At 70.5% G+C, this 24,295-nt stretch carries 27 protein-coding genes; 19 read left to right on the forward strand and 8 right to left on the reverse strand.

All coding sequences use genetic code 11. From position 1 onward, the window contains the following. Nucleotides 1-102: 102 nt before the first annotated feature. From MKK69_RS07420 to tatC, 3 genes are all read left to right on the forward strand, one after another. Entirely contained in the window at nucleotides 103-375 is a 273-nt protein-coding gene (locus MKK69_RS07420) for a twin-arginine translocase TatA/TatE family subunit (protein ID WP_243967122.1), read from the forward strand. A 120-nt stretch (nucleotides 376-495) separates the two neighbouring features. Then, the gene (tatB, locus tag MKK69_RS07425; protein WP_243967123.1) at nucleotides 496-1,053 is read left to right on the forward strand and encodes a Sec-independent protein translocase protein TatB; all 558 of its coding nucleotides are present in this window, start codon (nucleotides 496-498) and stop codon (nucleotides 1,051-1,053) included. Continuing rightward, nucleotides 1,050-1,850 carry a twin-arginine translocase subunit TatC gene (tatC, locus tag MKK69_RS07430; protein ID WP_243967124.1) on the forward strand — a complete coding sequence of 267 codons (801 nt, stop codon included), beginning with the start codon at nucleotides 1,050-1,052 and terminating at the stop codon, nucleotides 1,848-1,850. Before tatB ends, tatC begins: the two co-directional genes overlap by 4 nt. A 12-nt stretch (nucleotides 1,851-1,862) precedes the next feature. Here the strand turns inward: tatC and MKK69_RS07435 are convergent, their stop codons facing one another. Both MKK69_RS07435 and tyrS read right to left on the reverse strand, forming a co-directional pair. Further along, entirely contained in the window at nucleotides 1,863-2,549 is a 687-nt protein-coding gene (locus MKK69_RS07435) for a response regulator (RefSeq protein ID WP_243967125.1), read from the reverse strand. Nucleotides 2,550-2,589: 40 nt separating this feature from the next. Further along, entirely contained in the window at nucleotides 2,590-3,861 is a 1,272-nt protein-coding gene (gene tyrS, locus MKK69_RS07440; protein ID WP_243967179.1) for a tyrosine--tRNA ligase, read from the reverse strand. Nucleotides 3,862-3,985: 124 nt separating this feature from the next. Between tyrS and MKK69_RS07445 the strand changes: the two genes are divergently transcribed. From MKK69_RS07445 to ribB, 5 genes are all read left to right on the forward strand, one after another. Next, a complete protein-coding gene (locus tag MKK69_RS07445; protein ID WP_243967126.1) occupies nucleotides 3,986-5,119 on the forward strand; it encodes an anhydro-N-acetylmuramic acid kinase in 1,134 nt (377 codons plus the stop codon). Further along, complete coding sequence (locus MKK69_RS07450) at nucleotides 5,116-5,745, forward strand: DUF3578 domain-containing protein (protein WP_243967127.1); 630 nt, start codon at nucleotides 5,116-5,118, stop codon at nucleotides 5,743-5,745. Before MKK69_RS07445 ends, MKK69_RS07450 begins: the two co-directional genes overlap by 4 nt. A gap of 83 nt (nucleotides 5,746-5,828) precedes the next feature. After that, nucleotides 5,829-6,098, forward strand: coding sequence for an amino acid transporter protein (locus MKK69_RS07455; protein WP_243967128.1), 270 nt, complete (start codon nucleotides 5,829-5,831; stop codon nucleotides 6,096-6,098). Nucleotides 6,099-6,311: 213 nt separating this feature from the next. After that, on the forward strand, nucleotides 6,312-7,412 hold the full coding sequence (gene aroC / locus MKK69_RS07460) for a chorismate synthase (protein WP_243967129.1): 1,101 nt from the start codon (nucleotides 6,312-6,314) through the stop codon (nucleotides 7,410-7,412). A gap of 34 nt (nucleotides 7,413-7,446) precedes the next feature. Then, on the forward strand, nucleotides 7,447-8,523 hold the full coding sequence (ribB, locus tag MKK69_RS07465) for a 3,4-dihydroxy-2-butanone-4-phosphate synthase (RefSeq protein ID WP_243967180.1): 1,077 nt from the start codon (nucleotides 7,447-7,449) through the stop codon (nucleotides 8,521-8,523). Nucleotides 8,524-8,533: 10 nt separating this feature from the next. On the opposite strand, the gene MKK69_RS07470 is transcribed toward ribB, so the two are convergent. Together MKK69_RS07470 and MKK69_RS07475 are read right to left on the reverse strand one after the other, a co-directional pair. After that, a complete protein-coding gene (locus tag MKK69_RS07470) occupies nucleotides 8,534-9,151 on the reverse strand; it encodes a LysE family translocator (RefSeq protein ID WP_243967131.1) in 618 nt (205 codons plus the stop codon). A gap of 150 nt (nucleotides 9,152-9,301) precedes the next feature. Continuing rightward, nucleotides 9,302-10,231 (reverse strand): histone deacetylase family protein, encoded by a 930-nt coding sequence (locus tag MKK69_RS07475; protein ID WP_243967132.1) that lies wholly within the window; start codon nucleotides 10,229-10,231, stop codon nucleotides 9,302-9,304. A 182-nt stretch (nucleotides 10,232-10,413) separates the two neighbouring features. Here MKK69_RS07475 and MKK69_RS07480 point away from each other — a divergent pair, with 182 nt between their 5' ends. From MKK69_RS07480 to MKK69_RS07490, 3 genes are all read left to right on the forward strand, one after another. Continuing rightward, on the forward strand, nucleotides 10,414-10,992 hold the full coding sequence (locus MKK69_RS07480; RefSeq protein WP_243967133.1) for a L,D-transpeptidase: 579 nt from the start codon (nucleotides 10,414-10,416) through the stop codon (nucleotides 10,990-10,992). 161 nt (nucleotides 10,993-11,153) lie between these two features. Continuing rightward, nucleotides 11,154-11,594 (forward strand): hypothetical protein, encoded by a 441-nt coding sequence (locus tag MKK69_RS07485; protein ID WP_243967134.1) that lies wholly within the window; start codon nucleotides 11,154-11,156, stop codon nucleotides 11,592-11,594. Between the two features lie 100 nt (nucleotides 11,595-11,694). After that, entirely contained in the window at nucleotides 11,695-13,698 is a 2,004-nt protein-coding gene (locus MKK69_RS07490) for an acetyl/propionyl/methylcrotonyl-CoA carboxylase subunit alpha (RefSeq protein ID WP_243967135.1), read from the forward strand. Between the two features lie 28 nt (nucleotides 13,699-13,726). Here MKK69_RS07490 and MKK69_RS07495 read toward each other — a convergent pair whose 3' ends face one another. After that, nucleotides 13,727-13,936: a hypothetical protein gene (locus MKK69_RS07495; RefSeq protein ID WP_243967136.1), complete on the reverse strand. Its 210-nt coding sequence runs from the start codon at nucleotides 13,934-13,936 to the stop codon at nucleotides 13,727-13,729. A 6-nt stretch (nucleotides 13,937-13,942) separates the two neighbouring features. Here MKK69_RS07495 and MKK69_RS30940 point away from each other — a divergent pair, with 6 nt between their 5' ends. The 6 genes from MKK69_RS30940 to MKK69_RS07520 all read left to right on the forward strand — a co-directional run bounded on the left by MKK69_RS30940 (nucleotide 13,943) and on the right by MKK69_RS07520 (nucleotide 17,006). Next, nucleotides 13,943-14,065 carry a hypothetical protein gene (locus tag MKK69_RS30940; RefSeq protein WP_279598232.1) on the forward strand — a complete coding sequence of 41 codons (123 nt, stop codon included), beginning with the start codon at nucleotides 13,943-13,945 and terminating at the stop codon, nucleotides 14,063-14,065. A gap of 30 nt (nucleotides 14,066-14,095) precedes the next feature. After that, entirely contained in the window at nucleotides 14,096-14,527 is a 432-nt protein-coding gene (locus MKK69_RS07500) for a gamma-glutamylcyclotransferase family protein (protein ID WP_243967137.1), read from the forward strand. A gap of 144 nt (nucleotides 14,528-14,671) precedes the next feature. Further along, nucleotides 14,672-15,520, forward strand: coding sequence for a formate/nitrite transporter family protein (locus MKK69_RS07505; RefSeq protein WP_243967138.1), 849 nt, complete (start codon nucleotides 14,672-14,674; stop codon nucleotides 15,518-15,520). Between the two features lie 53 nt (nucleotides 15,521-15,573). After that, nucleotides 15,574-15,858 (forward strand): acylphosphatase, encoded by a 285-nt coding sequence (locus tag MKK69_RS07510; protein ID WP_243967139.1) that lies wholly within the window; start codon nucleotides 15,574-15,576, stop codon nucleotides 15,856-15,858. 84 nt (nucleotides 15,859-15,942) lie between these two features. Next, nucleotides 15,943-16,704 (forward strand): DUF599 domain-containing protein, encoded by a 762-nt coding sequence (locus MKK69_RS07515; RefSeq protein WP_243967140.1) that lies wholly within the window; start codon nucleotides 15,943-15,945, stop codon nucleotides 16,702-16,704. Beyond that, nucleotides 16,701-17,006, forward strand: coding sequence for a DUF3253 domain-containing protein (locus MKK69_RS07520; protein WP_243967141.1), 306 nt, complete (start codon nucleotides 16,701-16,703; stop codon nucleotides 17,004-17,006). The genes MKK69_RS07515 and MKK69_RS07520 overlap by 4 nt, the downstream gene beginning before the upstream one ends. On the opposite strand, the gene MKK69_RS07525 is transcribed toward MKK69_RS07520, so the two are convergent. The 3 genes from MKK69_RS07525 to MKK69_RS07535 form a co-directional block, all read right to left on the reverse strand. Continuing rightward, nucleotides 16,946-17,770 (reverse strand): YdcF family protein, encoded by an 825-nt coding sequence (locus MKK69_RS07525; RefSeq protein WP_243967181.1) that lies wholly within the window; start codon nucleotides 17,768-17,770, stop codon nucleotides 16,946-16,948. The genes MKK69_RS07520 and MKK69_RS07525 overlap by 61 nt on opposite strands. Nucleotides 17,771-17,775: 5 nt before the next feature. Then, nucleotides 17,776-18,426 (reverse strand): dimethylmenaquinone methyltransferase, encoded by a 651-nt coding sequence (locus MKK69_RS07530; RefSeq protein WP_243967142.1) that lies wholly within the window; start codon nucleotides 18,424-18,426, stop codon nucleotides 17,776-17,778. Between the two features lie 111 nt (nucleotides 18,427-18,537). Then, entirely contained in the window at nucleotides 18,538-19,584 is a 1,047-nt protein-coding gene (locus tag MKK69_RS07535; RefSeq protein ID WP_243967143.1) for a saccharopine dehydrogenase family protein, read from the reverse strand. Between the two features lie 107 nt (nucleotides 19,585-19,691). Between MKK69_RS07535 and MKK69_RS07540 the strand changes: the two genes are divergently transcribed. Both MKK69_RS07540 and putA read left to right on the forward strand, forming a co-directional pair. Further along, complete coding sequence (locus MKK69_RS07540; RefSeq protein ID WP_243967144.1) at nucleotides 19,692-20,501, forward strand: hypothetical protein; 810 nt, start codon at nucleotides 19,692-19,694, stop codon at nucleotides 20,499-20,501. A 111-nt stretch (nucleotides 20,502-20,612) separates the two neighbouring features. Next, nucleotides 20,613-24,284: a trifunctional transcriptional regulator/proline dehydrogenase/L-glutamate gamma-semialdehyde dehydrogenase gene (putA, locus tag MKK69_RS07545; protein WP_243967145.1), complete on the forward strand. Its 3,672-nt coding sequence runs from the start codon at nucleotides 20,613-20,615 to the stop codon at nucleotides 24,282-24,284. Nucleotides 24,285-24,295: the final 11 nt, after the last annotated feature.

Raw genomic sequence — 24,295 nt, forward strand, 5'->3', positions numbered from 1 at the left:
GTGCTTGTGTTCGGGCGGCGCGATCCCTAGGTTCGCCCCGAAATCCTCAACCGGACGTGGCGTCCCGCTCCCGCTTCCTCGGGGCGCACGCAGGAGGTTGCCATGGGCAGCATGAGTATCTGGCACTGGGTCATCGTCGCGGTCATCGTGATGCTGCTCTTCGGACGCGGCAAGGTCTCCGACCTGATGGGCGACGTCGCCAAGGGCATCAAGGCGTTCAAGAAGGGCATGGCGGAGGACGACACGCCCCAGGCGACACAGGCCCCCGTGGTGCCCGGCGAGCCGGTCCGCACCATCCCCCATACCGCCGAGCCCAGCCCCGGCACCGCCATCCCGGCGAGCCACATTCCGGGCGGCGAACGCAAGCCGGTCTGAGGGCAAGCTCCTCTGAGGGGAAGCCCCTCAGAGGGACTGTCAGGGGACGTGCGCTGGTGTAGAGCCTGGCGGGGCCCGGGCCTTCGGTTCGGTTCCCAGGGCAGCAGGACCGTCGACGACATGCTGGACATGAGCTGGGGCGAGGTGATGCTGATCGGCGGCGTCGCCCTCATCGTCATCGGGCCGAAGGATCTGCCGAAGGCGCTGCGCACCGTCGGGCAGATCACTTCGAAGCTGCGCCGCATGGCCGGCGAGTTCCAGATGCAGTTCAACGAGGCGATCCGCGAGGCCGAGCTCGACGAGGTTCGCAAGGAGGTCGACGGCATCCGCAATACGGTGCGGAATGCGGGTTCGACCTTCAATCCCGTCCAGACCATCCGGGACGAGCTGAAGGGCGCGGTCGAGGGCCGGGCCAAGGTCGGGCCGGAGAAACTCGGCCCCGAACTGCCGGCCGGGGAGACGCGCTCCCTCGCCGACGCGACGGCGCAGCTGAAGGCCGAACAGGACGCCGTGCCGCCGGCAGAGCCGAACTCTCCCGAGCCGCCGCCGGCCGTCGCGCATGCCGAGGCGCCGCTCCCGGTGTCCGGCTCGGTGGACGATCCGTTCGGGCCCCCGCCCGACCCGCCCGTCGTGCATCCCACCTCCGTCGATCCGAAGAACGGCGCCGTCGTCCGATGATCACCGACGCGGACGAGGCCGAGATCGAGGCTTCCCGGGCGCCCCTGCTCGAGCATCTGATCGAACTGCGCGCGCGGCTGATCAAGTCGCTGATCGCCTTCGTGGTAATGTTCTTTGGCTGTTTCTTCTTCTCGCGGGATATCTACAATATCCTGGTCTATCCGTATGTCTCGATCGTCGGCGTGCAGAATGCCGAGCTGATCGCCACGCATTTTCTCGAACAGGTGTTCACCAACATCAAGCTCAGCGTCTTCGGGGCGGCCTTCCTGGCCTTCCCGGTGATCGCCACGCAGATCTACGCCTTCGTGGCGCCGGGCCTCTACCGCAACGAGCGCAAGGCATTCCTGCCCTATCTGGTGGCGACCCCGATCTTCTTCGTGCTGGGTGCGCTGGTGGTGTTCTTCCTGGCGATGCCGCTGTTGATCAAATTCTCGGTGTCGCTCCAGCAGGTCGGCGTCGCCGGGGAGCCGACGATCAAGCTGCTGCCGAAGGTCGACGAGTATCTCTCGCTGATCATGACGCTGATCTTCGCCTTCGGCATCGCCTTCCAGCTACCGGTGGTTTTGACCCTGCTCGGCCAGATCGGGATCATCGACGCGGCCTTCCTGCGCGAGAAGCGCCGCTACGCGATCGTCCTGGTCTTCGTGGCCGCCGCCGTGCTGACGCCGCCGGACGTGATCTCGCAGCTCTCGCTGGCGGTCCCGATGCTGCTGCTCTACGAGGCCTCGGTGTTCTCGGTGTCCCGCGTCGAGAAGCTGCGCGCGGCGCGGCGGGCGGCGGAAGGCCTGGATCCGTGAGGGGCGACCGGATCAGTCGGGTGCCCGCAGGCGGTAGCCGACGCCGGTCTCGGTGAGCAGGTAGCGCGGGCGCTCCGGATCCGGTTCGAGCTTCTGGCGCAACTGGCGCATGTAGACCCGCAAATATTGCGGATCCGAGGTGGCCGGCGCGTGGCGCATGAGCTGGGCGTGCGTCAGCACCTTGCCGGCATGCTGTACCAGGACCCGCAGGAAGTCGTATTCCCGCGGCGACAATTTCACCTCCCGCTCGCCCACGCGCACGATCCGGCGCACGAGATCGACCGAGAGGTCGTCCAGGCGGAAGACCGGCCGCTCGCCCTGCATGGCCAGCCGGTGCCGGAGTGCCGTGCGGATGCGGGCGAGCAGCTCGTTCATGCCGAAGGGCTTCGTCACGTAATCGTCCGCCCCGAGATCCAGGGCCTCGACCTTGCCGCGCTCATCGTCGCGGCTCGACAGGACTAGGACGGGCAGGTCCGGCCAGCGCTCGCGGATCGCCGCGAGCAGCGCGTGGCCGGACATGTCGGGCAGGCCGAGATCGAGGATGGCGAGGTCGATGCCCCCCGCCGCGAGCGCGGCGAGCGCCGCCGCCCCGTCGCCGGCTTCGACGACGCTGTACTCCTGGGTGCCGAGGCCGGTCCGGAGAAGGCGCCGGATCGGGGGCTCGTCGTCGATCACCAAGATGCTGGCCGAGGCAGTCACGCGGCGCTCTCCTCGCAGGCCCGGTCCGGGGGCATCGGCCTCATCCCACCCGCAGCAGCACGTGCCGCTTCTTGCCGAAGGAGAGCTTGATGATGCCGTCGTCGGTCAGATCCCCCTGGCGGAGCATCGCCTTCTCGTCCGTCACCGGCACATCGTTGACGCGCAGGCCGCCGCCCTTGATCTGGCGCCGGGCCTCGCTGGTGGAGGGCACCAGCTTGGCGATCTCGGGGCCGAAGGCCGTCAGCACGCCGAGCCCGGCCTCCAGAATCGCCGCCGGCACGGTGACGCTCGGCAGATCAGCGGCCAGCGTCCCCTCCACGAAGGTCTTGCGCGCGGTCTCGGCGGCGGCCTCGGCGACGTCGCGGCCATGCATCAGCGCCGTCGCCTCCGTGGCCAGCACCATCTTGGCCGCGTTGATCTCGGAGCCGGCGAGCGCGGCGAGGCGGCCCACTTCCGCCATCGGCAGCAGGGTGAACAGCTTGAGGAAGCGGGCGACGTCGGCATCCTCGGTGTTCCGCCAGAACTGCCAGTAATCGTAGGGCTTCAGCATCTCCGGGTTGAGCCAGATGGCACCCGCGGCGGTCTTGCCCATCTTGGCGCCCGACGAGGTCGTCAGGAGCGGGCAGGTCAGGGCGTAGAGCTGCGGCGTGCCCATGCGCCGGCCGAGATCGATGCCGTTGACGATGTTGCCCCACTGGTCCGAGCCGCCCATCTGCATGACGCAGCCGTAGCGGCGGTTCAACTCTACGAAGTCGTAGGATTGCAGGATCATGTAGTTGAACTCCAGGAACGAGAGTTCCTGGTCGCGCTCCAGGCGCAGGCGGACGCTGTCCATCGACAGCATGCGGTTCACCGAGAAATGGCGCCCGACATCGCGCAGCATCTCGATGTAGTTGAGCTTCGTCAGCCATTCGGCATTGTCGACCATCACGGCATCGCCCGCGCCTGCGCCGAAGCGCAGGAACCGGTCGAAGGTCTTGCGGATCTCGGCCTTGTTGGCGTCGATCTGCTCGACGGTCAGGATCTTGCGCGTCTCGTCGCGCCCGGACGGGTCGCCGACCCGGGTGGTACCGCCGCCCATCAGGGCGATCGGGCGGCCGCCGGTGGCCTGGAGCCAGTGCAGCATCATGATCGAGAGCAGGTGCCCGACATGGAGCGAGGGCGCCGTGCAATCGTAGCCGACATAGGTCGTCAGCCGGCCCTCGACGGCCGCGGCGTCGATCCCGGCGAGATCCGAGGTCTGGTGGATATAGCCGCGCTCGGTCAGGATCCGGAGGAAATCGGATTTCGGCGCGAAGCTCTCGGCGGTCATGGATGCCATCTCGGGTCGCTCGCGTCGCGCGACAGGCCGAGGCTCCGCGTGCTAGCTCGCGCTGGGGTCAGGATACGGCGCGCTCTTAGCAGGGCGTTCGCGGAAAGGCACGGGGCAGGACGGCATGGCGATGATGCGCGCGATCGGGCTGATGAGCGGCACCTCGCTGGACGGCGTCGACATCGCCCTGATCGAGACTGACGGCGAGGGGGTCCAAGTGGTCAAGGGCCACAACAACTTCCTCGAGCCGCTGGGGCCGACCGGCTACCGCGGCTACAGCGACGACGAGAAGGCGCTCCTGCGCGCCGCCACGAAGGACGCCGAGTCCGTCCTGCATCCCGGCGACCGGCCCGGCCGCCTGCCGGAGGCCGAGGCCTTCGTCACGCGGGCCCACGCCGAGGCCGTGGAGCGCTTCCTGGCCGAGAACGGCCTTGCCGTGGCCGACATCGACGTGATCGGCTTCCACGGCCAGACCGTCATTCATCGGCCGGACCAGCGGATCTCGATCCAGATCGGCGACGGGCAGGCGATGGCCACCCGGCTCGGCATCCCGGTGGTCTCCGACCTGCGGAGGGCCGATATCGAGGCGGGCGGCCAGGGGGCGCCGCTGGTGCCGGTCTTCCACAAGGCGCTTGCCGAGGCCTCGGGCTTCGACGGGCCGTTCGGCATCCTCAATATCGGCGGCGTCGCCAACGCGACGCTGATCGATTCCCTAGGCGGCGTGATCGCCTTCGATACCGGACCGGGCAACGCGCTCATCGACGAGTGGATGCAGGAGCGTGAGGGCAAGAACCTCGACGATGGCGGCCGCACCGCCGCCCGGGGCCGGGCCGACGAGCCGCTGCTCGCCTGGCTGCTGACCCACCCGTTCTTCTTCCGGAAGCCGCCGAAATCGCTGGACCGGAACTGGTTCTCGCACAAGCTCGCCGGCCAGCTCTCCACCGAGGACGGCGCCGCAACGCTCACGGCCTTCACGGCGCGGGCTGTGGCCCGGGCGCTGGACCACGCCCCCGAGATCCCCACCCGCTGGATCGTGGCCGGCGGCGGCGCCCGCAACGGTGAGCTGGTGCGGCTGCTGAATTACCATCTGCGCGCCGAGATCACGACCGCGGACGCGATCGGCTGGTCCTCGGCCTATCTGGAGGCGCAGGCCTTCGCGTATCTCGCGGTGCGCTCGTTGAAGGGCCTCCCGATCACCTTCCCGTCGACCACCGGGGTGCGCGAGCCGATGACGGGCGGGATTCTGGCGCGCCCGTGAGCCTCGGCTACGCCCTGCGCCGCATCATCGAGGAATATCCGCTCGCGCGGCTCGACCCGCCAGCCGGGCATCCGCTCGCGGCCGTCATCCGGAAAGGGGCGCCGGACGAGTTGCGCGCCGCCCTCGAACCGATCGACGGACCGTTCCTCGTGAAGGGCAGCCCCGGCCGGGGCACGCGCTGGGCTGCCGTGCCGTGGCTGGCGATGTTCGACCCGGCCGTCACCACCAGCGCGACGCGCGGCTACTATCTGGTCTACCTGTTCCCGGCGCACCGCGAGGTCGTTCACCTGTCGCTAGCGCAGGGCACCGTGGCGGCGATCCGCGCGCACGGGGCCGGCGCAATCGATCATCTCCGGACGAGCGGCGCGATGCTCCGGGCACACCTTGAGGATTTCGCCGACCGGCTCCCAAACCGGACGATCAGCCTCGGCACAATGGGCGAGTTGCCAGAGGGCTACGAGGCCGCACATATCCTCGGCACGACCTACGACCACGATGCCCTCGGGGACGAACGGCGGCTGCGAACCGATCTTGCCGTGGCCGTGGCTGCCTACCGGGCGCTCAAGGCGCGGGGCGGTCTTGCACTAAGATGCCGGCTTGTCACGAGCGTCGACAGCAGGGGGTGACGAGGGATGCGCGCTGGTCTCGCGCCGTCCATCTCGAAGCGGATTACGCCACGCTTTTCGCGAACCTCGAATGAGTCGCGCAGGTGGATAACGCGCTTTTCCCCTCGAAACCGACGGCGCGTTCCGTGTTGATCGCGAATGAACGTACGAAGCTGACGGCGATGTACGTCAACGCGATAGCCGGTTCGATCTTCACGGTGGGCGGTTTGGCACCGATTTTCGCAGTGCTCTACACGTCAGGCCCTCCGAGCCTGCCGGTACCGGTGATCGTTGGTCTTGCCGTGATTTGCTGGATCACGAGCGGCACCTTACATTATGCGGCACGGCGCTACCTGAAGGAGCTGCAAGGATGAGCCTCCTGAATGTCATTGTCGTGCTCAGCGTCCCGGCAGCCGCTCTCGTTCTCGGACTCGGGGCCATCCGTTATGCGCGGCGGGCCGATGGTCGCTGAGGATCACGCAGGGTGAATGTGATCCGGTTCCGCCGATCGGCTCGAGCAGGAGGCGGAATAAGACGGTAGTCAGCCGTTTGTGCCCCCGCCGCTCCCGCGCTAAGGCAGCCGCGCCATGTCGCATAACACCTTCGGCCACCTGTTCCGCGTCACGACCTTCGGCGAGAGCCACGGGGTCGCGCTGGGCTGCGTGGTCGATGGCTGCCCGCCCGGCCTGCCGCTGGAGGTTGAGGAGATCCAGGCGGAGCTCGACCGCCGCAAGCCCGGCCAGTCGCGCTTCACCACGCAGCGCCGCGAGCCCGATCAGGTGAAGATCCTGTCCGGCGTGTTCGCCGACGACCGCACCGGCGGACGCCAGCTCACCACCGGCACGCCGATCGCGCTGACCATCGAGAACACCGACCAGCGCTCGAAGGATTATTCCGAGATCCGCGACAGCTACCGGCCCGGCCACGCCGACTACACCTACGAGGCCAAGTACGGCATCCGCGATTATCGCGGCGGCGGCCGCTCCTCCGCCCGGGAGACCGCGGCGCGTGTCGCGGCCGGCGCCGTGGCGCGCAAGGTCATCCCGGGCATCACCATCCGGGCGGCGCTCGTGCAGATGGGTCCGCACGCCGTCGACCGGTCCCGCTGGGACTGGGCCGAGGTCGGCAACAACCCGTTCTTCTGCCCCGATGCCGAGACGGCGGCCTTCTACGAGACCTATCTGGACGGGATCCGGAAGGACGGCTCGTCGGTAGGTGCGGTGATCGAAGTCGTGGCCGAGGGCGTGCCGCCGGGTCTCGGCGCGCCGGTCTACGGCAAGCTCGATGCGGATCTCGCCGCCGCCATGATGTCGATCAACGCCGTGAAGGGCGTCGAGATCGGCGACGGGTTCGCGGCGGCCGCCCTGCGGGGCGAGGACAACGCCGACGAGATGCGCGCCGGCAACGGCGGGCATCCGCGCTTCCTCGCCAACCATGCGGGCGGGATCCTCGGCGGCATCTCCAGCGGCGAGCCCGTGGTGGTCCGCTTCGCCGTGAAGCCGACCTCCTCGATCCTGACGTCGCGGCGCTCCGTCACCCGCGACGGCGCGGAGGTGGACCTCGTCACCAAGGGCCGCCACGATCCCTGCGTCGGCATCCGCGCCGTCCCGGTGGCGGAGGCCATGATGGCCTGCGTGCTCGCCGATCACTATCTGCGCCATCGCGGACAGGTCGGGCAGCAGCCCTGATCCCGCGACCGGCCCCAACGATTCGAGAATGCCCGTGCCCCATTGCACCGTCACCGAGGCCATCGCGGCCTTCGCCAAGGGCGAGATCGTGGTCGTCACCGACGACGACGACCGCGAGAACGAGGGCGATCTTGTCGTCGCCGCCTCGCTCTGCACGCCGGAGAAGATGGCGTTCATCATCCGCAACACCTGCGGCATCGTCTGCGCGCCGCTGTCGCAGAGCGAGGCGCGCCGCCTCCACCTCGCCCCGATGGTGGCCTCGAACGACGCGCCGCTGGGCACCGCCTTCACGGTCACGGTGGACGTCAAGCACGGGCTGACCACGGGCATCTCGGCGGAACAGCGCTGCAACACGGTGCGGGCGCTCGCCAACGGCAATATGGGCGCGGGCGATTTCGTCCGGCCCGGCCATGTCTTCCCGCTGATCGCCCGGGACGGCGGCGTGCTCATGCGCTCGGGCCATACCGAGGCCGCGGTCGACCTGTGCAAGCTCGCCGAGCTGCCGCCGGTCGGGGTGATCTGCGAACTCGCCAACGACGACGGCACCGTGATGAAGGGGCCGCAGATCGAGGCTTTCGCGACGACGCACGGGCTCAAGCAGGTCTCGGTGGCCGATCTCATCGCCTACCGGCAGGCCCGCGACCGGCTGGTGGAGCGGGTCGGGCACTTCCCGGTCCGGTCGAATCACGGGGACATGACCGCCTACGTGTTCTCGACGCCGTTCGAATCGATCCAGCAATTCGCCTTCGTGATGGGCGAGATCGGCGACGGCCGCGACGTGCTGGTGCGGCTCCACCGGTCCAACGTCGCCGCCGACGTGATCGGCGGGGGCCGGCAGATCGACGCGGTGCTGAAGCGGTTCGCGGCCGCCGGGCGCGGGGTGCTGGTCTACCTGCGCGACGGGACCGCGGGCGTGCCGGTGATGAGCGTGACCGAGGAGGGGACGGAGGCGCAGCGCGCCCGCCAATGGCGCGAGGTCGGCCTCGGCGCCCAGATCCTGCGCGACCTCGGCGTGGTCTCGATCCGCAACCTCGCGACGTCGTCGCGGGCGTATGTCGGCCTCTCGGGCTTCGGCATCGAGCTCCTGGGCGACGAACCTCTGGAGGGGTGAGCGACGCGCGTCAGGCGCGCCGCGCGACGGTCCAGATCGCGGCGCCGGCCATGATGGCGGCCGCACTCCGATTCAGCCGCGTCCGGAAGCGGGGTTTGCGCAGCGAGTCCCGCGCCCGCGCCGCCAGGGCGGCATAGGGCGTCATCACCAGGACGAGGACCGACGCGGTCAGGCCCACGAGGCTGGCGTAATCGCCGGGTGTGACGGCGCGAAGGTCGACCAGTGTCGGCAGCACGGCCAGATAGAAGACGATCGTCTTGGGGTTGGCCAGGGTGATGGTGAGCCCGGCGACGAAGCTCGCCAGCGGCCGGTCGGCCGGGCCGCCCTCCACCCGATCGGTCTGCCCGGCCGAGCGCCACAGACGCACCGCCAGATAGGTCAGATACAGGCCGGCGCAGAGCCGAACCACGATGAAGACCTCGCCCAACGTCTCCGCGATCAGGGCCAACCCGAACACCGCGGCCGACAGGAAGGTCAGATCGCCGAGGATCAACCCGGCCGAGAACGCCATGGCGGCCCTGAAGCCGGAACCGAGGGCGCGCGCGATCAGGGCGACGACGCCGGGACCGGGTACGGCGGCGGCAACGCCGAGCGCCAGGGCGTAGGTCAGGAAGCCGGCGAGGGTCATCGCGCCATATTCCGGGCGACCGCCGCGCGGGCCCAAACCCGGTTGATCAGATTCGCCCGCCCGCCCGCTCGCATGATTCTCGATGCTCCCTGAACGCGCCGATTATGTCCGCTCTGGCACCGGCGGCAATCGGGAGAACCGGAAGGAAGCTTACCGCCCCATCAGCGCGTCCACATGCGCGGCGGTCGACTTGGCCAAGCCCTCCAGGCTGTAGCCACCCTCCAGCACCGAGACGATGCGCCCGCCCGCGCAGCGGTCCGCCAGCTCCATCAACCGGCGCGTCGCCCAACCGAAATCCTCCGCCTCGAGCTGCAGGTTCGCGAGCGGATCGAGGCGATGGGCGTCGAACCCCGCGGAGATCACGATCACGTCCGGCCGAAAGGTCTCGAGGCGCGACAGGATGCCGACCTCGAACGCTTCGCGAAAAACCGCCCCGTCGTCGTTCGGCCGCAGGGGCACGTTGACGATCGTGTCCTTGTCGCCCCGCTCAGAGGCGGCGCCGGTGCCGGGATAGAGCGGCATCTGATGGGTGGAGCAGTACAGGACCGAGCCGTCGTCCCAGAAGATGTCCTGGCTGCCGTTGCCGTGGTGGACGTCCCAGTCGACCAGCGCCACGCGCTCCGCACCGTGCCGCGTCCGGGCATAGCGGGCCGCGATGGCGGCGTGGTTGAACAGGCAGAACCCCATGGACCGCGTCCGCTCGGCGTGGTGGCCGGGGGGGCGCATGGCCACGAAGGCGTTGCGGCACTCGCCCGCGACGACGGCGTCCATGGCGTGCGTCGCCCCCCCGATGGCCCGCAGGGTCGCCTCCAGGCTGCCGGGGGACAGGATCGTGTCCGAATCGATCCCGACCATGCCCTGCTCCGGCACCGCCGCCACCAGGGCGTCGACGTAGCTGCGCGGATGGACGAGCGTGGCGGTCTCGACCTCCGCCCGGGGCGCCGAGGCCCGCACGAGGTTGGCGAAGCGCTCGTCCTCCAGCGCACGCTCCACGGCCCGCATCCGGGCCGGTCGCTCCGGGTGACCCTCGGGCACCGCGTGATCGAAGCTGGCGGGATGGCTGACGTACAGAGTGGTCACGACGGTCGCTCCCGGGTCCGATCCTGTCGCGCGCCTGCAACAGGAGCCGGCAATGTGCCACGGGCGTAACGCGTGGACTACGGCGGCGTGCCCACCGCGATTAGGCTTGTCCCGATCTTCCGGTGAATGTCCCGGTCGCCGGTCCGGTCTTCGGGTCGGGATTGCCTATCGAGATTAGCGACATGCGCATCATCCCGATCATCGCCAGTGTAGGTCTCCTGGCGGGCTGCACCTTCAAGGGCGTGCCCGACCCTGCGCTCTCGGCCCGCGACACGGCCTTCATGGCGCTCGTGCCGGATGCCGAGTTCGATCCCCACTTCGCCCGTTACGAGATCAGCGACCCGACCCGGCAGCCGCCCGGGACGATCGTGGTCGAGACCAAGGAACGCCAGCTCTACCTCGTCCTGCCGAACGGGAAGGCGATCCGCTACGGCGTCTCCGTGGGCGACGAGGCCTATGGCTGGACCGGCAACGCCACGGTCGACCGCAAGGCCGAATGGCCGGCCTGGAACCCGCCGGCCGAGATGATCAAGCGCTGGCCGCATGTCCACGCCATGCAGGGCGGGCCGATGAACCCGCTCGGCGCCCGGGCCCTGTACCTGTCGGACCACGGCAAGGACACGCTCTACCGGATCCACGGCACCAACGAGCCCGAGAAGATCGGGCAGGCGGTCTCGTCGGGCTGCATCCGCATGCGCAACATCGACGTGGTCGACCTCTTCAACCGCGTCCCCGTGGGCGCCACGGTCATCGTCCGGTAACGCAACCGGTCAACGTCCCAATAAGCCTGCTTGCTCGCCGCGTGTTTACCTGAACTCTCGTTCAGATCTGGCCATTAACTTCCGGCAGGGAAGCCGTCCCGTAAGTTGAAGGCACACAGGGACTAGCGCCGACCGAAGAAAGGTCGGGGAGGCAGGCAACCATGACCGTGATCACCGTTCAACAATTCTGCAACCATGCGGTTTCGGCCGGCACGATCAGCGACGAGGACCTGCTCGTCCTCAAGCGCGAGGTTGTCCCGGACGGCCTCATGACCCGCGAGGATGCCGATCTGCTGATCGCCCTGGAGCGGGCGGTGATCGGCTCCGACGCCTATGCCGACTTCCTGGTGGCCTCCGTCGTCGACTTCGCCGTGTGGGGCAGCCGTCCGACCGGCTATATCGACCGGGACACCGCCGCCTGGCTCGCCGCCTCGCTCAGCGGCCGGGACGGCCCGAGCCCGGTCGGCACCCGGATCGCCATGGCGATCGTCCGCGAGGCCCAGGGCAGCGCCGAATCGCTGATGGTGTTCGCCCTCGACGCCAACCGCCGGATCCGCGACGCGGTCCAGCCCGCGCGCACGAGCTTCGCGCTGGCGGCCTGAGCGTTCGACACAGGCGCAGCTTCCGTCCGCGACGCATCTGATCTATCGGGACCGTCAAGCCGGTGTGCAATCCGGCGATCTCGAAAGCAGTGCGCCAGCTATGTTCGACAAGATCCTGATTGCCAACCGGGGCGAGATCGCCTGCCGGGTCATCAAGACCGCTCGGAAGATGGGCATCAGGACCGTTGCGGTCTACTCGGACGCCGATCGCGACGCCGTGCATGTCGCCATGGCCGACGAGGCGGTCCGTATCGGGCCCGCCGCCGCTGCCGAGTCCTATCTCGTCATCGACAAGATCGTCGAGGCCTGCCGGCAGACCGGAGCCCAGGCGGTCCATCCCGGCTACGGCTTCCTGTCCGAGCGCGAGGCCTTCCCGAAGGCGCTCGAAGCCGCCGGCATCGTGTTCATCGGCCCAAATCCGGCCGCCATCGCCGCGATGGGCGACAAGATCGAATCCAAGAAGGCGGCGGCTGCCGCCGACGTTTCCACGGTCCCGGGCTTCCTCGGCGTGATCGAATCGCCCGAGCACGCGAAGACGATCGCCGACGAGATCGGCTACCCGGTGATGATCAAGGCGTCCGCGGGCGGCGGCGGCAAGGGCATGCGCATCGCCCATTCGGGCGACGAGGTGGCCGAGGGCTTCGCCCGCGCCCGCTCGGAGGCGGCCTCCTCCTTCGGCGACGACCGCGTCTTCATCGAGAAGTTCATCACCGATCCGCGCCACATCGAGATCCAGCTGATCGGCGACAAGCACGGCAACGTCGTCTACCTCGGCGAGCGCGAATGCTCGATCCAACGTCGTAACCAGAAGGTGATCGAAGAGGCGCCGTCGCCGCTCCTCGACAAGAAGACGCGCCGCAAGATGGGCGAGCAGGCGGTCGCGCTCGCCAAGGCGGTGAACTACGACTCGGCCGGCACGGTGGAGTTCGTCGCCGGGCAGGACAAGTCGTTCTACTTCCTGGAGATGAACACCCGGCTCCAGGTCGAGCATCCGGTGACCGAGATGATCACCGGGCTCGACCTCGTCGAGCTGATGATCCGTGTCGCGGCCGGCGAGAAGCTGCCGATCACCCAGGACGACGTGAAGCTCAACGGCTGGGCGGTGGAGAGCCGCGTCTACGCCGAGGATCCGACCCGCAACTTCCTGCCCTCGATCGGGCGGCTGACCACCTACCGGCCGCCGGAGGAGGGGCGCCAGGGCAAGGCGATCGTGCGCAACGATACCGGCGTGGAGGAGGGCGGCGAGATCGCCATCCACTACGACCCGATGATCGCCAAGCTGGTGACCTGGGCCCCCAGCCGGTCCGAGGCGATCGCCGCGCAGGCCGAGGCCCTCGACGCCTTCGCCATCGACGGCATCCGCCACAACATCCCGTTCCTGTCCGCGCTGATGGCGCATCCGCGCTGGCAGGAGGGCCACCTGTCCACCGGCTTCATCGCCGAGGAATTTCCGAACGGTTTCGTCGCCCCGGAGCCGGCCGGGGCGGTGGCCCTCCGCATGATGGCGGCCGCGGCGGCGATCGACCACAAGCTCAACCAGCGCAAGCGGGGCATCTCCGGCCAGATGCGGGCGCCGGGCCTGTTCGCGTTCGAGCACGACCGCGTGGTGGTCCTGGCCGGTCAATCCTATCCCGTCACGGTGACGCCGGAGGGCGAGGATCTGCTGGTCACCCAGGACGGCGGGACGTCTGTGACCGTGGCGAGCGCGTGGCGTCCCGGCGAGCCGGTCTGGATCGGCACGATCGGATCCGAGCGGGTCGCCCTCCAGGTGCGCGGCCTGCTGAACGGCGTGTTCCTGCAGCATGCGGGCGCGGCGGCCGAGGCGCGGGTCTACACCCGCCGCGAGGCCGAACTCGCCGCGCTGATGCCGGTGAAGGAGCAGGCCGGCTCGGGCAAGCAGGTGCTCTGCCCGATGCCGGGCCTCGTGAAGCAGATCCTGGTCACCGAGGGCCAGGAGGTGAAGACCGGCGAGCCGATCGCCGTGGTCGAGGCCATGAAGATGGAGAACATGCTCCGGGCCGAGCGCGACGCCACGGTGGGTAAGATCCACGCCAAGGAGGGCGACAGCCTCGCGGTCGACGCGGTGATCCTGGAATTCGCCTGAGCCAAATCGCGTTCGTCGTGAGTGCGGTTCACAACGAGCAGACGAAGCTGCTGGCCACTGCGGTGAACAACGTAGCAGTGGCGTTCGCGGTGATCGGCTTCGTGACGCCGATCACCGCGATGAGTTTCGGGATCGCGAGCGCGCCGGCATTGCAGTCGGCAACCGCCTTCTTCGTGGTGATCTGGCTTTGCGCGGCGATCGGATTACATTGGATCGGGCGGCGCGTGCTGCGGAGCATCAGGCCATGAGTTCGGGTGAGATCTTCGTCACCTTTGTGATACCCGCCGTAACCCTGGCGGTTGCCTACGCAGCGATGCGCGCGAACGAATGGGCGATCCAGCGCGAGGAGCGCAAAGCGGGCAAGTGACAGCGCCGAGCGGCTGCTGAGCTCGGCACCATGCCCCTCTATTTCGCCTACGGCGCCAACATGGATGCCGCCGCGATGGCGCTGCGCTGCCCGGTCTCGCGGCTGATCGGCGGCGGGCACTTGCCCCGGCACCGCTTCATCATCATGCGCGAAGGCTATGCCTCTGTGGTGCGCGATCCCGTCCGGATCGTCCACGGTGTGCTGTGGGACCTGGCGCTCGACGATATCCCGGCGCTGGACCGCTACGAGGGCGTCGCCGGCGGCCTCTACGCCAAGGCGACGCTTCCCGTCACGACTGCCGGCGGGGTCAAGCGCGCCCTGATCTATCTCGGACGGTCGACCGCGCCGGGCCGGCCACGGCCGGGCTACCTCGACGCCGTGCTGGCGGCCGCCCGGGCCGCCCAGCTGCCGCCGGCCTATATCCGCGAGATCAGTACCTGGACGCGTGGCCAGCCCGTCTGAACGGCCGGCAACTGGTACGCAACCTGCTTGCTCGCGACCGACCGGGGCAGCGACATCGACAGGCGCCCCGGCCAGCTGTCGTGATTGCGCGGCGCGCCCTACGGTCAACGGCGATCGGCGGCGGCCTGCGAGGGAGAGGTTTGCATGTCCTATCTGGCGCCCGCCGATTTCGTGAAGAAGGCCGTCGATGCCGGTGAATCGAAGGTCTTCATGGCCACCAAAGACACGTTCATCCGCGCCTACATGGCCGGCGCGATCCTGGCGCTCGCCGCCGCCTTCGCGGTCACCATCAACCAGACCACCGGCCAGCCGCTGATCGGGGCGCTGCTGTTCCCCGTCGGCTTCTCGATGCTGTACCTGCTCGGCTACGACCTGTTCACGGGCGTCTGCGTGCTCACGCCTCTGGCGCTGATCGACAAGCGGCCGGGCGTCACCGTGGCCGGCGTCGCCCGCAACTGGGTGCTGGTCTTCTTCGGCAACTTCGCGGGCGCGCTGACCACCGCGGTGATGATGGCGATCGTGTTTACCTTCGGCTTCGCTACCGAGCCGAACGCCGTCGGCAAGCTGATCGCCGGCATCGGCGAGGCGCGCACCCTCGGCTACGAGAAGTACGGCGCCTCCGGCATGCTGACGCTCTTCGTCCGCGCCATGATGTGCAACTGGATGGTCTCGACGGGCGTGATCGGCGCGATGCTGTCGACCTCGGTGCCCGGCAAGGTGATCGCCATGTGGATGCCGATCACGGTGTTCTTCTTCATGACCTTCGAGCATTCGGTGGTGAACATGTTCCTGTTCCCCTCGGCAATCCTCATGGGCGGCCACCTGACCGTGATGGATTACCTGCTCTGGAACGAGATCCCGACCCTGCTCGGCAACATCGTCGGCGGCCTCGCCTTCACCGGTCTCATGCTCTACTCGACCCATGTGCGGACCGGGGCGACCCGGATCGCGGCCGTCGACGCGGGCGTGCGTCGCCCGATCGCGGCCGAGTGAGGCGAACCGGGCCCGCGTCGCACGCGCGGGCCCGATCGACGCGTGTGGACGGCATGAGCGAGCGACGGACGGTTTCCCTCCTCATCGAGGGGCGGGTGCAGGGCGTATCCTATCGCGCCTGGACGCGGGATCAGGCGCGGGCCCAAGGCCTCGCCGGCTCCGTGCGCAACCGCGACGACGGCGCGGTGGAGGCGGTGTTCAGCGGCAGTCCGGAGGCCGTGGACCGGATGGTAATCCTGTGCCGGTCCGGGCCACCGGGCGCCCGCGTCTCCGACATCACCATCCGCGCGCTTGACGACGGTCCCGCGTTATCCGGCTTCGAGATCCTGCGCGGCTGAGGTGGCGGACGGGCGGACGGCTTCTGCGGCGGCCGTCGGGCTGTTATGGCATCGCGGCCCTCGTGAAGCCGCCTCTCGTCGATCATGAACGACCTATCCGCCGGCCAAGCCGCGTTCTCGCCCCTGGATCTCGGAGCCCTCCTCTACTTCATCGTCGCCTGGGTGGCGTACGGGCTGTCGGTCGGGCGGCTGCGGGGCCGGATGGTCCCCCTCAGCCAGATCATGAACGGCCATCGGTCCAACTGGGCCCGGCAGGTGATCGGCCGCGACAACCGGGTGGTCGACACCCAGATCAACGCCTCCCTGCAGAACGGGACCGCCTTCTTCGCCTCGACCTCCCTGATCGCCCTCGGGTCGGTCCTCACCCTGTCGCGCTCGGGCGACGATGTGCTGAACCTGTTCGCAACCCTGCCCTTCGGCACCGTGGCGACCCGCCTGACCTGGGAGCTGAAGGTCGCCGGGCTCGCGCTGGTGTTCGTCTATGCCTTCTTCAAGTTCGCCTGGGCCTATCGCCTGTTCAACTACGCGGCGATTCTCCTCGGCGCGGTGCCGCCGAAGGGGTCCGGGGCCAGCGAGACCGAGATGATGCGGGCGGTGCGCCGGCTCGCGGCGATGAACGTCAGCGCCGGCCGGCATTTCGCCCGAGGGCAGCGGGCGTTCTTCTTCGCGCTCGCCTATCTCGGCTGGTTCGTGAGCCCCTACGTGCTCATCGCCTCGACATCGGCGGTGGTGATCATCATGTGGCGTCGGCAGTTCGCTTCCGAGATCCGCGCGGCGCTGCTCGAAGCGGGGGAGGGTCCCCACGAGGGTCCGCTCCTGCCTCCCCTGGAAGAGGCGAGGACATGACCGACACGAGACCCGACGATGCGGCGATCGAGACGGCGATGCTCGGCCTCGTCGCCGCGCGCGGTGCGGACAAGACGGTCTGCCCGTCGGAGGTCGCCCGGGCGCTGGGCGGCCCGCATCCGGATGGTTGGGGGCCCCTGATGCAGCCGGTGCGGCGGGTCGCGGTCCGCCTCGCCCATGCGGGCCGTGTCGCGATCCTGCGCAAGGGCAAGCCGGTGGATCCGGACGATTTCCGCGGCATCTACCGCCTGGCGCTGCCCGCGGGGGATTCGTCGGGGCCCGGCAGCCAGTCCGGCGTGTAGCCGGCCCACCGATAGACCGCGAGGCCGATCCACTCCTTCAGGGCGAGATCGAGCTGGAACAGGCCGTCGGAGGCGAAGCCGTTGAACCGGGTCACGTCGCCCCAGCCGCGCGTCCGGTAATCCACCGGGACCGCATCAACCGTGAAGCCGGCCTGCCGGAAACAGCCGACGGCCCGGGGCATGTGCCAGGCCGAGGTGACGAGGAGCCAGCGCTCCCCGGGCTTCGGGTGGACCAGGGCCGCCGTGAAGGCCGCGTTCTCGTGGGTGTTGCGCGACCGGTTCTCCAGGATCAGCCGGCTGCGGGGAACGCCGATCGTGTCCGCCTGGCGGCTGACGATGTCGGCCTCCGCGATGCCGCCGCCGATGAAGCCGCTCCCGCCCGAGAAGACGAGTCGCGCCGCCGGGAAGCGCCGGGCCAGATCCGCGAAATAGATCGGCCGTTCGCCGGCATCGTTGACGATGATCTGGTCCCGCGCCTCGGACAGGCCGGCCTCGATCCCGCCGCCGAGCACGATGATGCCCGCGGGTGCCGGACCGTCCGCCGGGAAGGGCGCGAAGCGCTGCTCGAGCGGGAGGAGCATCGTCTCCGCGAGGGGCGACAGGCCGCCGACGCCGAGACCCACGGCGCCGAGGAGCGCGAGGCCGGTCCCGGTCCGGCGCAGCCGCGTGGCCGAGAGCAGGAGCAGCCCCCCCAGGACCAGGAAGATCAGGAAGTTCGACGGGGTGATCAGGAAGTAGATCAGCTTCGACAGCGGGAAGAACACGGCGCTCACGCCGGCTTCGTCTCGGCCTGGAACCGGGCCAGGGCGGCGGCATCCGGCGGTAGCAGGCGCGCGAGGCTCTCGCCCCGCTCCACCTCGCGCTGGATCCAGAGGTCGAGGCGCTGCTGCTCCACGGCTTCGAGGGCAATCCGCTCGGCGATCCCGGCCGGCAGGGCGACGATTCCGTCGCCCGCGCAGACCACGATGTCGCCCGGATGGATCGCCGCCCCGCCGCAGGTGACGGGTTGTTGCGTGCCGACCAGCGCGAGGGCTCCGCCCGCCCCCTGCGGTGCGCTCCAGCTCGGCAGGCCGATCGCTTCCGGCAGAGCCGCGTCGGTGATCAATCCGGCGGCGCCGCGCTGATCGAGCCGCGCCGCCAGGATCGCCCCGAACGGCAGAACCAGGCCGGTCGCGGCGGCATCGATCACCACCAGCGAATCCTCGGGAACGGCGTCGATGGCGGCGGCGAGGTCGCCCGCGGCATCGTCGCGGGCCGGAATCATCCGCAGCGTGTAGGCGATGCCGATCGCGCTGCCGCTGGTGCCCGGGGACAGCCCCCTGGGGCTGAAGGCCTTCACGCCGGCCCGCGTCAGAGCGCGGGCGAGGCTTGCCGGCGTCACGGCGGAGAGCGCGTCGCGCAAGGTCGGGTCGATCGCCATCGGGGCTTCCTCGATGCGGCGGTCCAATCCGCGCCGCGCGTTCTGCCAAGTGGATCCCCGGCGCCGGACGGCAACCGTTCGTCCCGGAATAGAGATCCGTCGCCGGGAAGCTCAGAGGTCCGTCCTGATAACGGTCGGAAACCCCAGGATGAAGTCGGGTCCGAAGGCGGTGACCGGAGTTTGGAAGCCGGCCGGGACCGCGCCCGATGCCACGCGCCGGGCGATCTCAAGGGCGGTCAGGACCGTGAGGCTGTAGCCCTCGGGGGTCTCCATGCGGCTCGCCGCGCGCGCGCCGGCACCGTCCCAGGCCTCGGCCAGGAAGGTGCTGCGCGCCGACGCCCGGGCCGAGTCCGAGGGGCCTGCCGGCAGCCTGTCGATGCCGCGGTTGATCAGGCGCTGCGCGGTCCCGCCGGCGATGAGCCGCCGGATCCCCGCCGGCAGGCCCGCGGCGGCCGCCATGGCCGGGAAGGCCTCGAAATACACCGCGATGTTCGGGATGCGCGTGGAGTACCACGCGCTCGACACGTCGCCCCAGCCGAGCCCAACGGTGCGCCGCGGGCCCCGGCCGAAATCGGCCCGGCCGCGGGGCGGGCTCGGCAACTCGACGATGCGGCCGGCCCGGCGCACCCGCGTCCCCCAGGCGATGCCCTCGACCATGGTGCGGGCCGTGCCCCGGCTGAAGCCGCCGAAGCCGCCGATCGAGATCCGCAGATGCGTGGCCCCGGGCACCCGGCCGGCCACGTGGGCGGCCAGGCAGTCGCTCGGCACAACGTCGAACCCGGCCGCCGGCAGCAGGACGATGCCCGCCGCCTTCGCGTCCGCGTCCCGGGCGGCGAGCGATTCCAGCACGTCGATCTCGCCGGTGATGTCGACGTAATGCGCGCCCGCGGCGAGACAGGCCTCGGCCATGGGTCGGGCCGTCCGGGAGAACGGGCCGGCGGCGTGGATCACCGCCGCGACGCCCGCCAGCATGGCCCGCAGGGGACCCGGTTGGTCGAGGCGCGCGGCCCGCGATTCGAGGCCGAGCCGCGCGGCGAGCGGACGGAGCTTCTCCGGATCACGCCCGGCCAGGATCGGCCGCAGGCCCTGCGCGACGGCGTGCTCGGCGATCAGCCGGCCCGTATAGCCGGTGGCGCCGTAGATAAGAATCGTGCTCATGACCGGGCTTCTGCCACCGCCTCCGCGGGTGTCAAAACGCGCTGCGCGCCGGGCGGGTTCGCGGCATCGCTTGCCCAGCCGGGACTTGGCTCAGGAGCCATGAGACGATGAACCGTGTCCTTCGACCCTCGCCAGCCGACCGGGCGGCACGTCGGCGCGGCGCCTGCGTCGGCGCGCTCCTCGTCGCCCTGGCAGGCCCGGCTGCGGCGGCCGACCGGGCGGTCGGCCTGAAGGCGCAGCCCGAGTTGATGCCGGGTATCGATGCGATGCCGCAGATAGAGGCGCCCGCCGACGACGCGGAGCGGCGAATCAACGCCGCGCTCCGGCGGCTCGACGAGAAAGTCCGCAAGGCCGCCCAGGCCTGTCGGGCCGAGGGGGGGACGCACAGCGATTGGGGGCGGACCGTGAAGACCCCGATGCGCGGCCCGCGCTTCCTGAGCGTCGAGATCGCCGACGGCACCTATTGCGGCGGGCCCCACCCGAATGCCGCACTCATGGCGATCGTCTACGATCTCACGGCCGGAGCGCCGGTGGATTGGACCGCGCTGCTTCCGCCGTCCCTGACCGGCAAGGCCGCCCTCGAGACAGGTGCGGATGGGACCAAGATGGTGACGCTCGCCTCCGAGAGGCTGCACGCCCTGTACCTCAAAGGGTATCGCCCGAAGACGGGCGATGCGAAGCGCGAGGGCGACGATGACGAATGCCGGGAGACCGTGTCGGATACGTCCCTGAACGGGCCACCGGCCATGATGGCATGGCTGGATGCCGGGGCGGGCGGTCTCGCCGTCCATTTCGACCTGGCGCACGTCGTTCAAGCCTGCGCCGACACGGTGGTGATTCCCACCGCGGTGCTGCGCCGCGAGGGCGCCAAGCCGGCTCTGACGGACGCGCTCGACGCCGCGCATGCCAAGCCGTGAGGGCCTGAAGGGCGGGCATGTGGTCGTCGTGACTTCAACCGCGGCGGCGGAGGGCGTAGCGTGCGCCATGGCCGGCGTAAGAGCCCGCCCGGCATCCCCGGGGGATGATCCTTGCCCGCATCTCGCAGCGCCGAGAACGCAGCCGACCCGTTCGGATCCTGGGCCGACCGGCCGAGCCTCTCGCCCCTGCGTGGGGCCGTGGTCGCGGCCTGCCGGCAGCCCGAGGCGGATTGCGTCGCCGGGCTCCTCGATCGGGCGCGGCTCCCCGCCGAAGCTGCGGCGCGTGTCGCGGCCACGGCCCGGCAGCTCGTGGAGGCGCTCCGGAGCAAGGCCCGCCGCGGCGGGGTCGAGGGGCTCATCCACGAATATGCCCTGTCGAGCCAGGAGGGCGTCGCGCTGATGTGCCTCGCCGAGGCCCTGCTGCGCATCCCCGATGCGGCGACCCGCGACGCGCTGATCCGCGACAAGATCGCCGGCGGGGACTGGGCGGCCCATCTCGGCCACAGCCCGTCGCCCTTCGTGAACGCGGCGACCTGGGGCCTGCTGGTTACCGGCCGCCTCGCCGCCACCCGGGACGAGGCGGGCCTCTCCCACGCGCTCACCGGCCTGATCGCCCGCGGCGGCGAGCCGCTGATCCGCAAGGGCGTGGATCTCGCCGTTCGCCTGATGGGCGAGCAGTTCGTGACCGGCCGGACCATCGCCGAGGCCCTGCGCAACGCCGGGCGGCTGGAGGCGAAGGGCTACACCTATTCCTACGACATGCTGGGCGAGGCCGCCGTCACCGCCGAGGATGCGGCGCATTATCTCCGCGCCTACGCGGACGCGATCCGGGCGATCGGGGCGTCCTCGGCCGGGCGGGGATGGCTGCTCGGGCCGGGCATCTCGATCAAGCTGTCCGCGCTCCACCCGCGCTATGTCCGGTCGCAGCGCGGCCGCGTCCTGGCGGAGCTGCTGCCCCGGGTCCGGGACCTCTGCCGGCTGGCCCGGGGCTACGGGATCGGGCTCAACATCGACGCCGAGGAGGCCGACCGGCTCGACCTGTCCCTGGACATCCTGGAGCGGCTCGCTCTGGACCCGGAGCTTTCCGGCTGGGACGGGCTCGGCTTCGTGGTCCAGGCCTACGGCAAGCGCTGCCCCGTCGTGATCGACGTGCTGATCGACCTCGCCCGGCGCAGCCGCCGGCGCCTGATGGTGCGCCTCGTCAAGGGCGCCTACTGGGACAGCGAGATCAAGCGCGCGCAGGTCGACGGGCTTTCCGACTTCCCGGTGTTCACCCGCAAGGTCCACACGGACGTGTCGTACCTCGCCTGCGCCCGCCGGCTCCTCGACGCCCCCGACGCGGTCTTCCCGCAATTCGCCACCCACAACGCCCAGACCCTGGCCACCATCGTGGAGATGGCGGGGCCGGATTTCCGGCTCGGCCAGTACGAGTTCCAGTGCCTGCACGGGATGGGCGAGCCGCTCTACGAGGCCGTGGTGTCCGGCGCGTCCCTCCAGCGCCCGTGCCGGATCTACGCGCCCGTGGGGACGCACGAGACCCTGCTCGCCTACCTGGTGCGCCGGCTCCTGGAGAACGGAGCGAACACCTCCTTCGTCCACCGGATCGCCGACGACTCGGTGCCGGTCGAGGCGCTGATCGCCGATCCGGTCGCGGTGGTGGAGGCGATGCCGGTGCCGGGGGCGCCGCACGAGCGGATCGCCCTGCCCGGCGCCCTCTACGGATCCGCCCGCGTCAACGCCGCCGGCCTCGATCTCGCCGACGAGGCGGCGCTCGTCCGTCTGGGGGATGGCTTGGCGGCGAGCGGCCGGACCGCGTGGCGGGCAATGCCCCCGGAGAGCGATGCGGACCCGGCCGGGACGCCCGTGCGCAACCCGGCCGATCACGGGGACGTGGTCGGATATGTCCGCGCGGCGGCGCCCGCCGATATCGAGCGGGCCCTCGCGCGCGCCGATGCCGCGGCCCCGGCCTGGGCGAACACGGCGCCGGCCGGGCGGGCCGCCGCCCTGCGGCGCGCCGCCGACGCCTTCGAGGCGGGGATGCCGCCGGTGATCGGGCTGATCGTGCGCGAGGCCGGCAAGTCGTATGCGAACGCGGTCGCGGAGATCCGCGAGGCCGTGGATTTCCTGCGCTATTACGCGGCCGAGGCCGAGCGGACGCTCGGCCCGGGACACGCGCCGCTCGGCCCCGTGGCCTGCATCGCGCCCTGGAATTTTCCGCTGGCGATCTTCGTCGGGCAGGTGGCGGCTGCCCTGGCGGCGGGCAACCCGGTCCTCGCCAAGCCCGCCGAGGAAACGCCGCTCGCCGCCGCGGAGGCGGTGCGGGTGCTGCACGCGGCGGGGATTCCGGACGCCGTGCTGCAGATCCTCCCGGGTGACGGCGCGGTCGGCGCCGCCCTGGTGGCGGACCCGCGGGTGCAGGGGGTGATGTTCACCGGCTCGACGGCGGTCGCCCAGGCGATCCAGCGTTGCCTCGCCGAGCGCCTGGACCGGCACGGGGAGCCCGTGCCGCTCATCGCCGAGACCGGCGGCCAGAACGCCCTGGTGGTGGATTCCTCCGCCCTGTCCGAGCAGGTGGTGGCGGACGTGATCGCCTCGGCCTTCGACTCGGCGGGCCAGCGCTGCTCGGCCCTGCGGATCCTGTGCCTGCAGGAGGAGATCGCCGAGCGGACCCTGCACATGCTGAAGGGCGCCCTCGACGAGCTGGCGGTCGGCGATCCCCGCCGCCTCGCCACCGATATCGGCCCGGTCGTCACCGCCGCGGCCGCCGAGCGGATCGACGCGCACGTGGCCGCGATGCGCGCCCGGGGCTTTGCCGTCCATCACTGCGCTCTCCCGGCCGAAACCGGCACCGGGACCTTCGTGCCGCCGACCCTGATCGAGATCGACGGCGTGGCCGATGTCGAGCACGAGGTCTTCGGGCCGGTGCTGCACGTGCTGCGCTACCGGCGCGCGGATCTCGGGCGCCTCTTCAAGGCGATCGCGCCCACGGGCTACGGCCTGACCTTCGGCGTCCACAGCCGCATCGACCAGACGCTCGCCCAGGCCCTCGCTGGCGTTCCGGTCGGCAACCGCTACGTGAACCGCACCCTCATCGGCGCCGTCGTGGGCGTGCAGCCCTTCGGCGGTTCCGGCCTGTCGGGCACGGGCCCGAAGGCCGGCGGGCCGCTCTATCTCGGGCGGCTGGTCCGGAGGGCGCCGGAGGCCGCCCTGGACGGGATCGCGGCGGCCGCGTTCCCGGTCCCCTCCTATCTGGAATGGCTGAGAGCACACCGGCACGGCACCCTGGCCGCGCGCCTCGCGGCGGCGCGCTCCCCCGCCCTCGCGGAGATCGCCCTGGCCGGTCCGGTCGGTGAGCGCAACCTCTACGCCCTGCGGCCGCGCGGACGCGTCGCCGCCGTTGCGGAGACGGAGGCGGGGCTCCTGCTCCAGCTTGGCGCCATCCTCGCCTGCGGGAACTGCGCGGTCGTCGTCGGCGCCGAGGGCAGCCGCGCTGTCCTGCGCGACCTTCCGGCCGAGCTGGCGGCGCGGATCGGGCACGCGCCCGACCTCGACGCAGCGGGCGAGCTCGGGGCGATCCTGTACGAGGGCGAGGCGGCGGGGCTGCTGGCCCTGGTCCGGGCGGTCGCGGCCCGGCCGGGGGCGATCCTGACGGTCCAGGCCCGCCGGCCGGACGCGCTGGCGGCCGGGGATCTCTACGGGGTGGCCGGCCTCGTCGGGGAGGTCTCGACCTCGGTCAACACGGCCGCGGCCGGCGGCAATGCCAGCCTGATGAGCGTCGGCTGAGCGCGGGTGTC

Origin of the sequence: Methylobacterium sp. J-026 (assembly GCF_022829585.1) — a bacterium.
Lineage (GTDB): Bacteria > Pseudomonadota > Alphaproteobacteria > Rhizobiales > Beijerinckiaceae > Methylobacterium.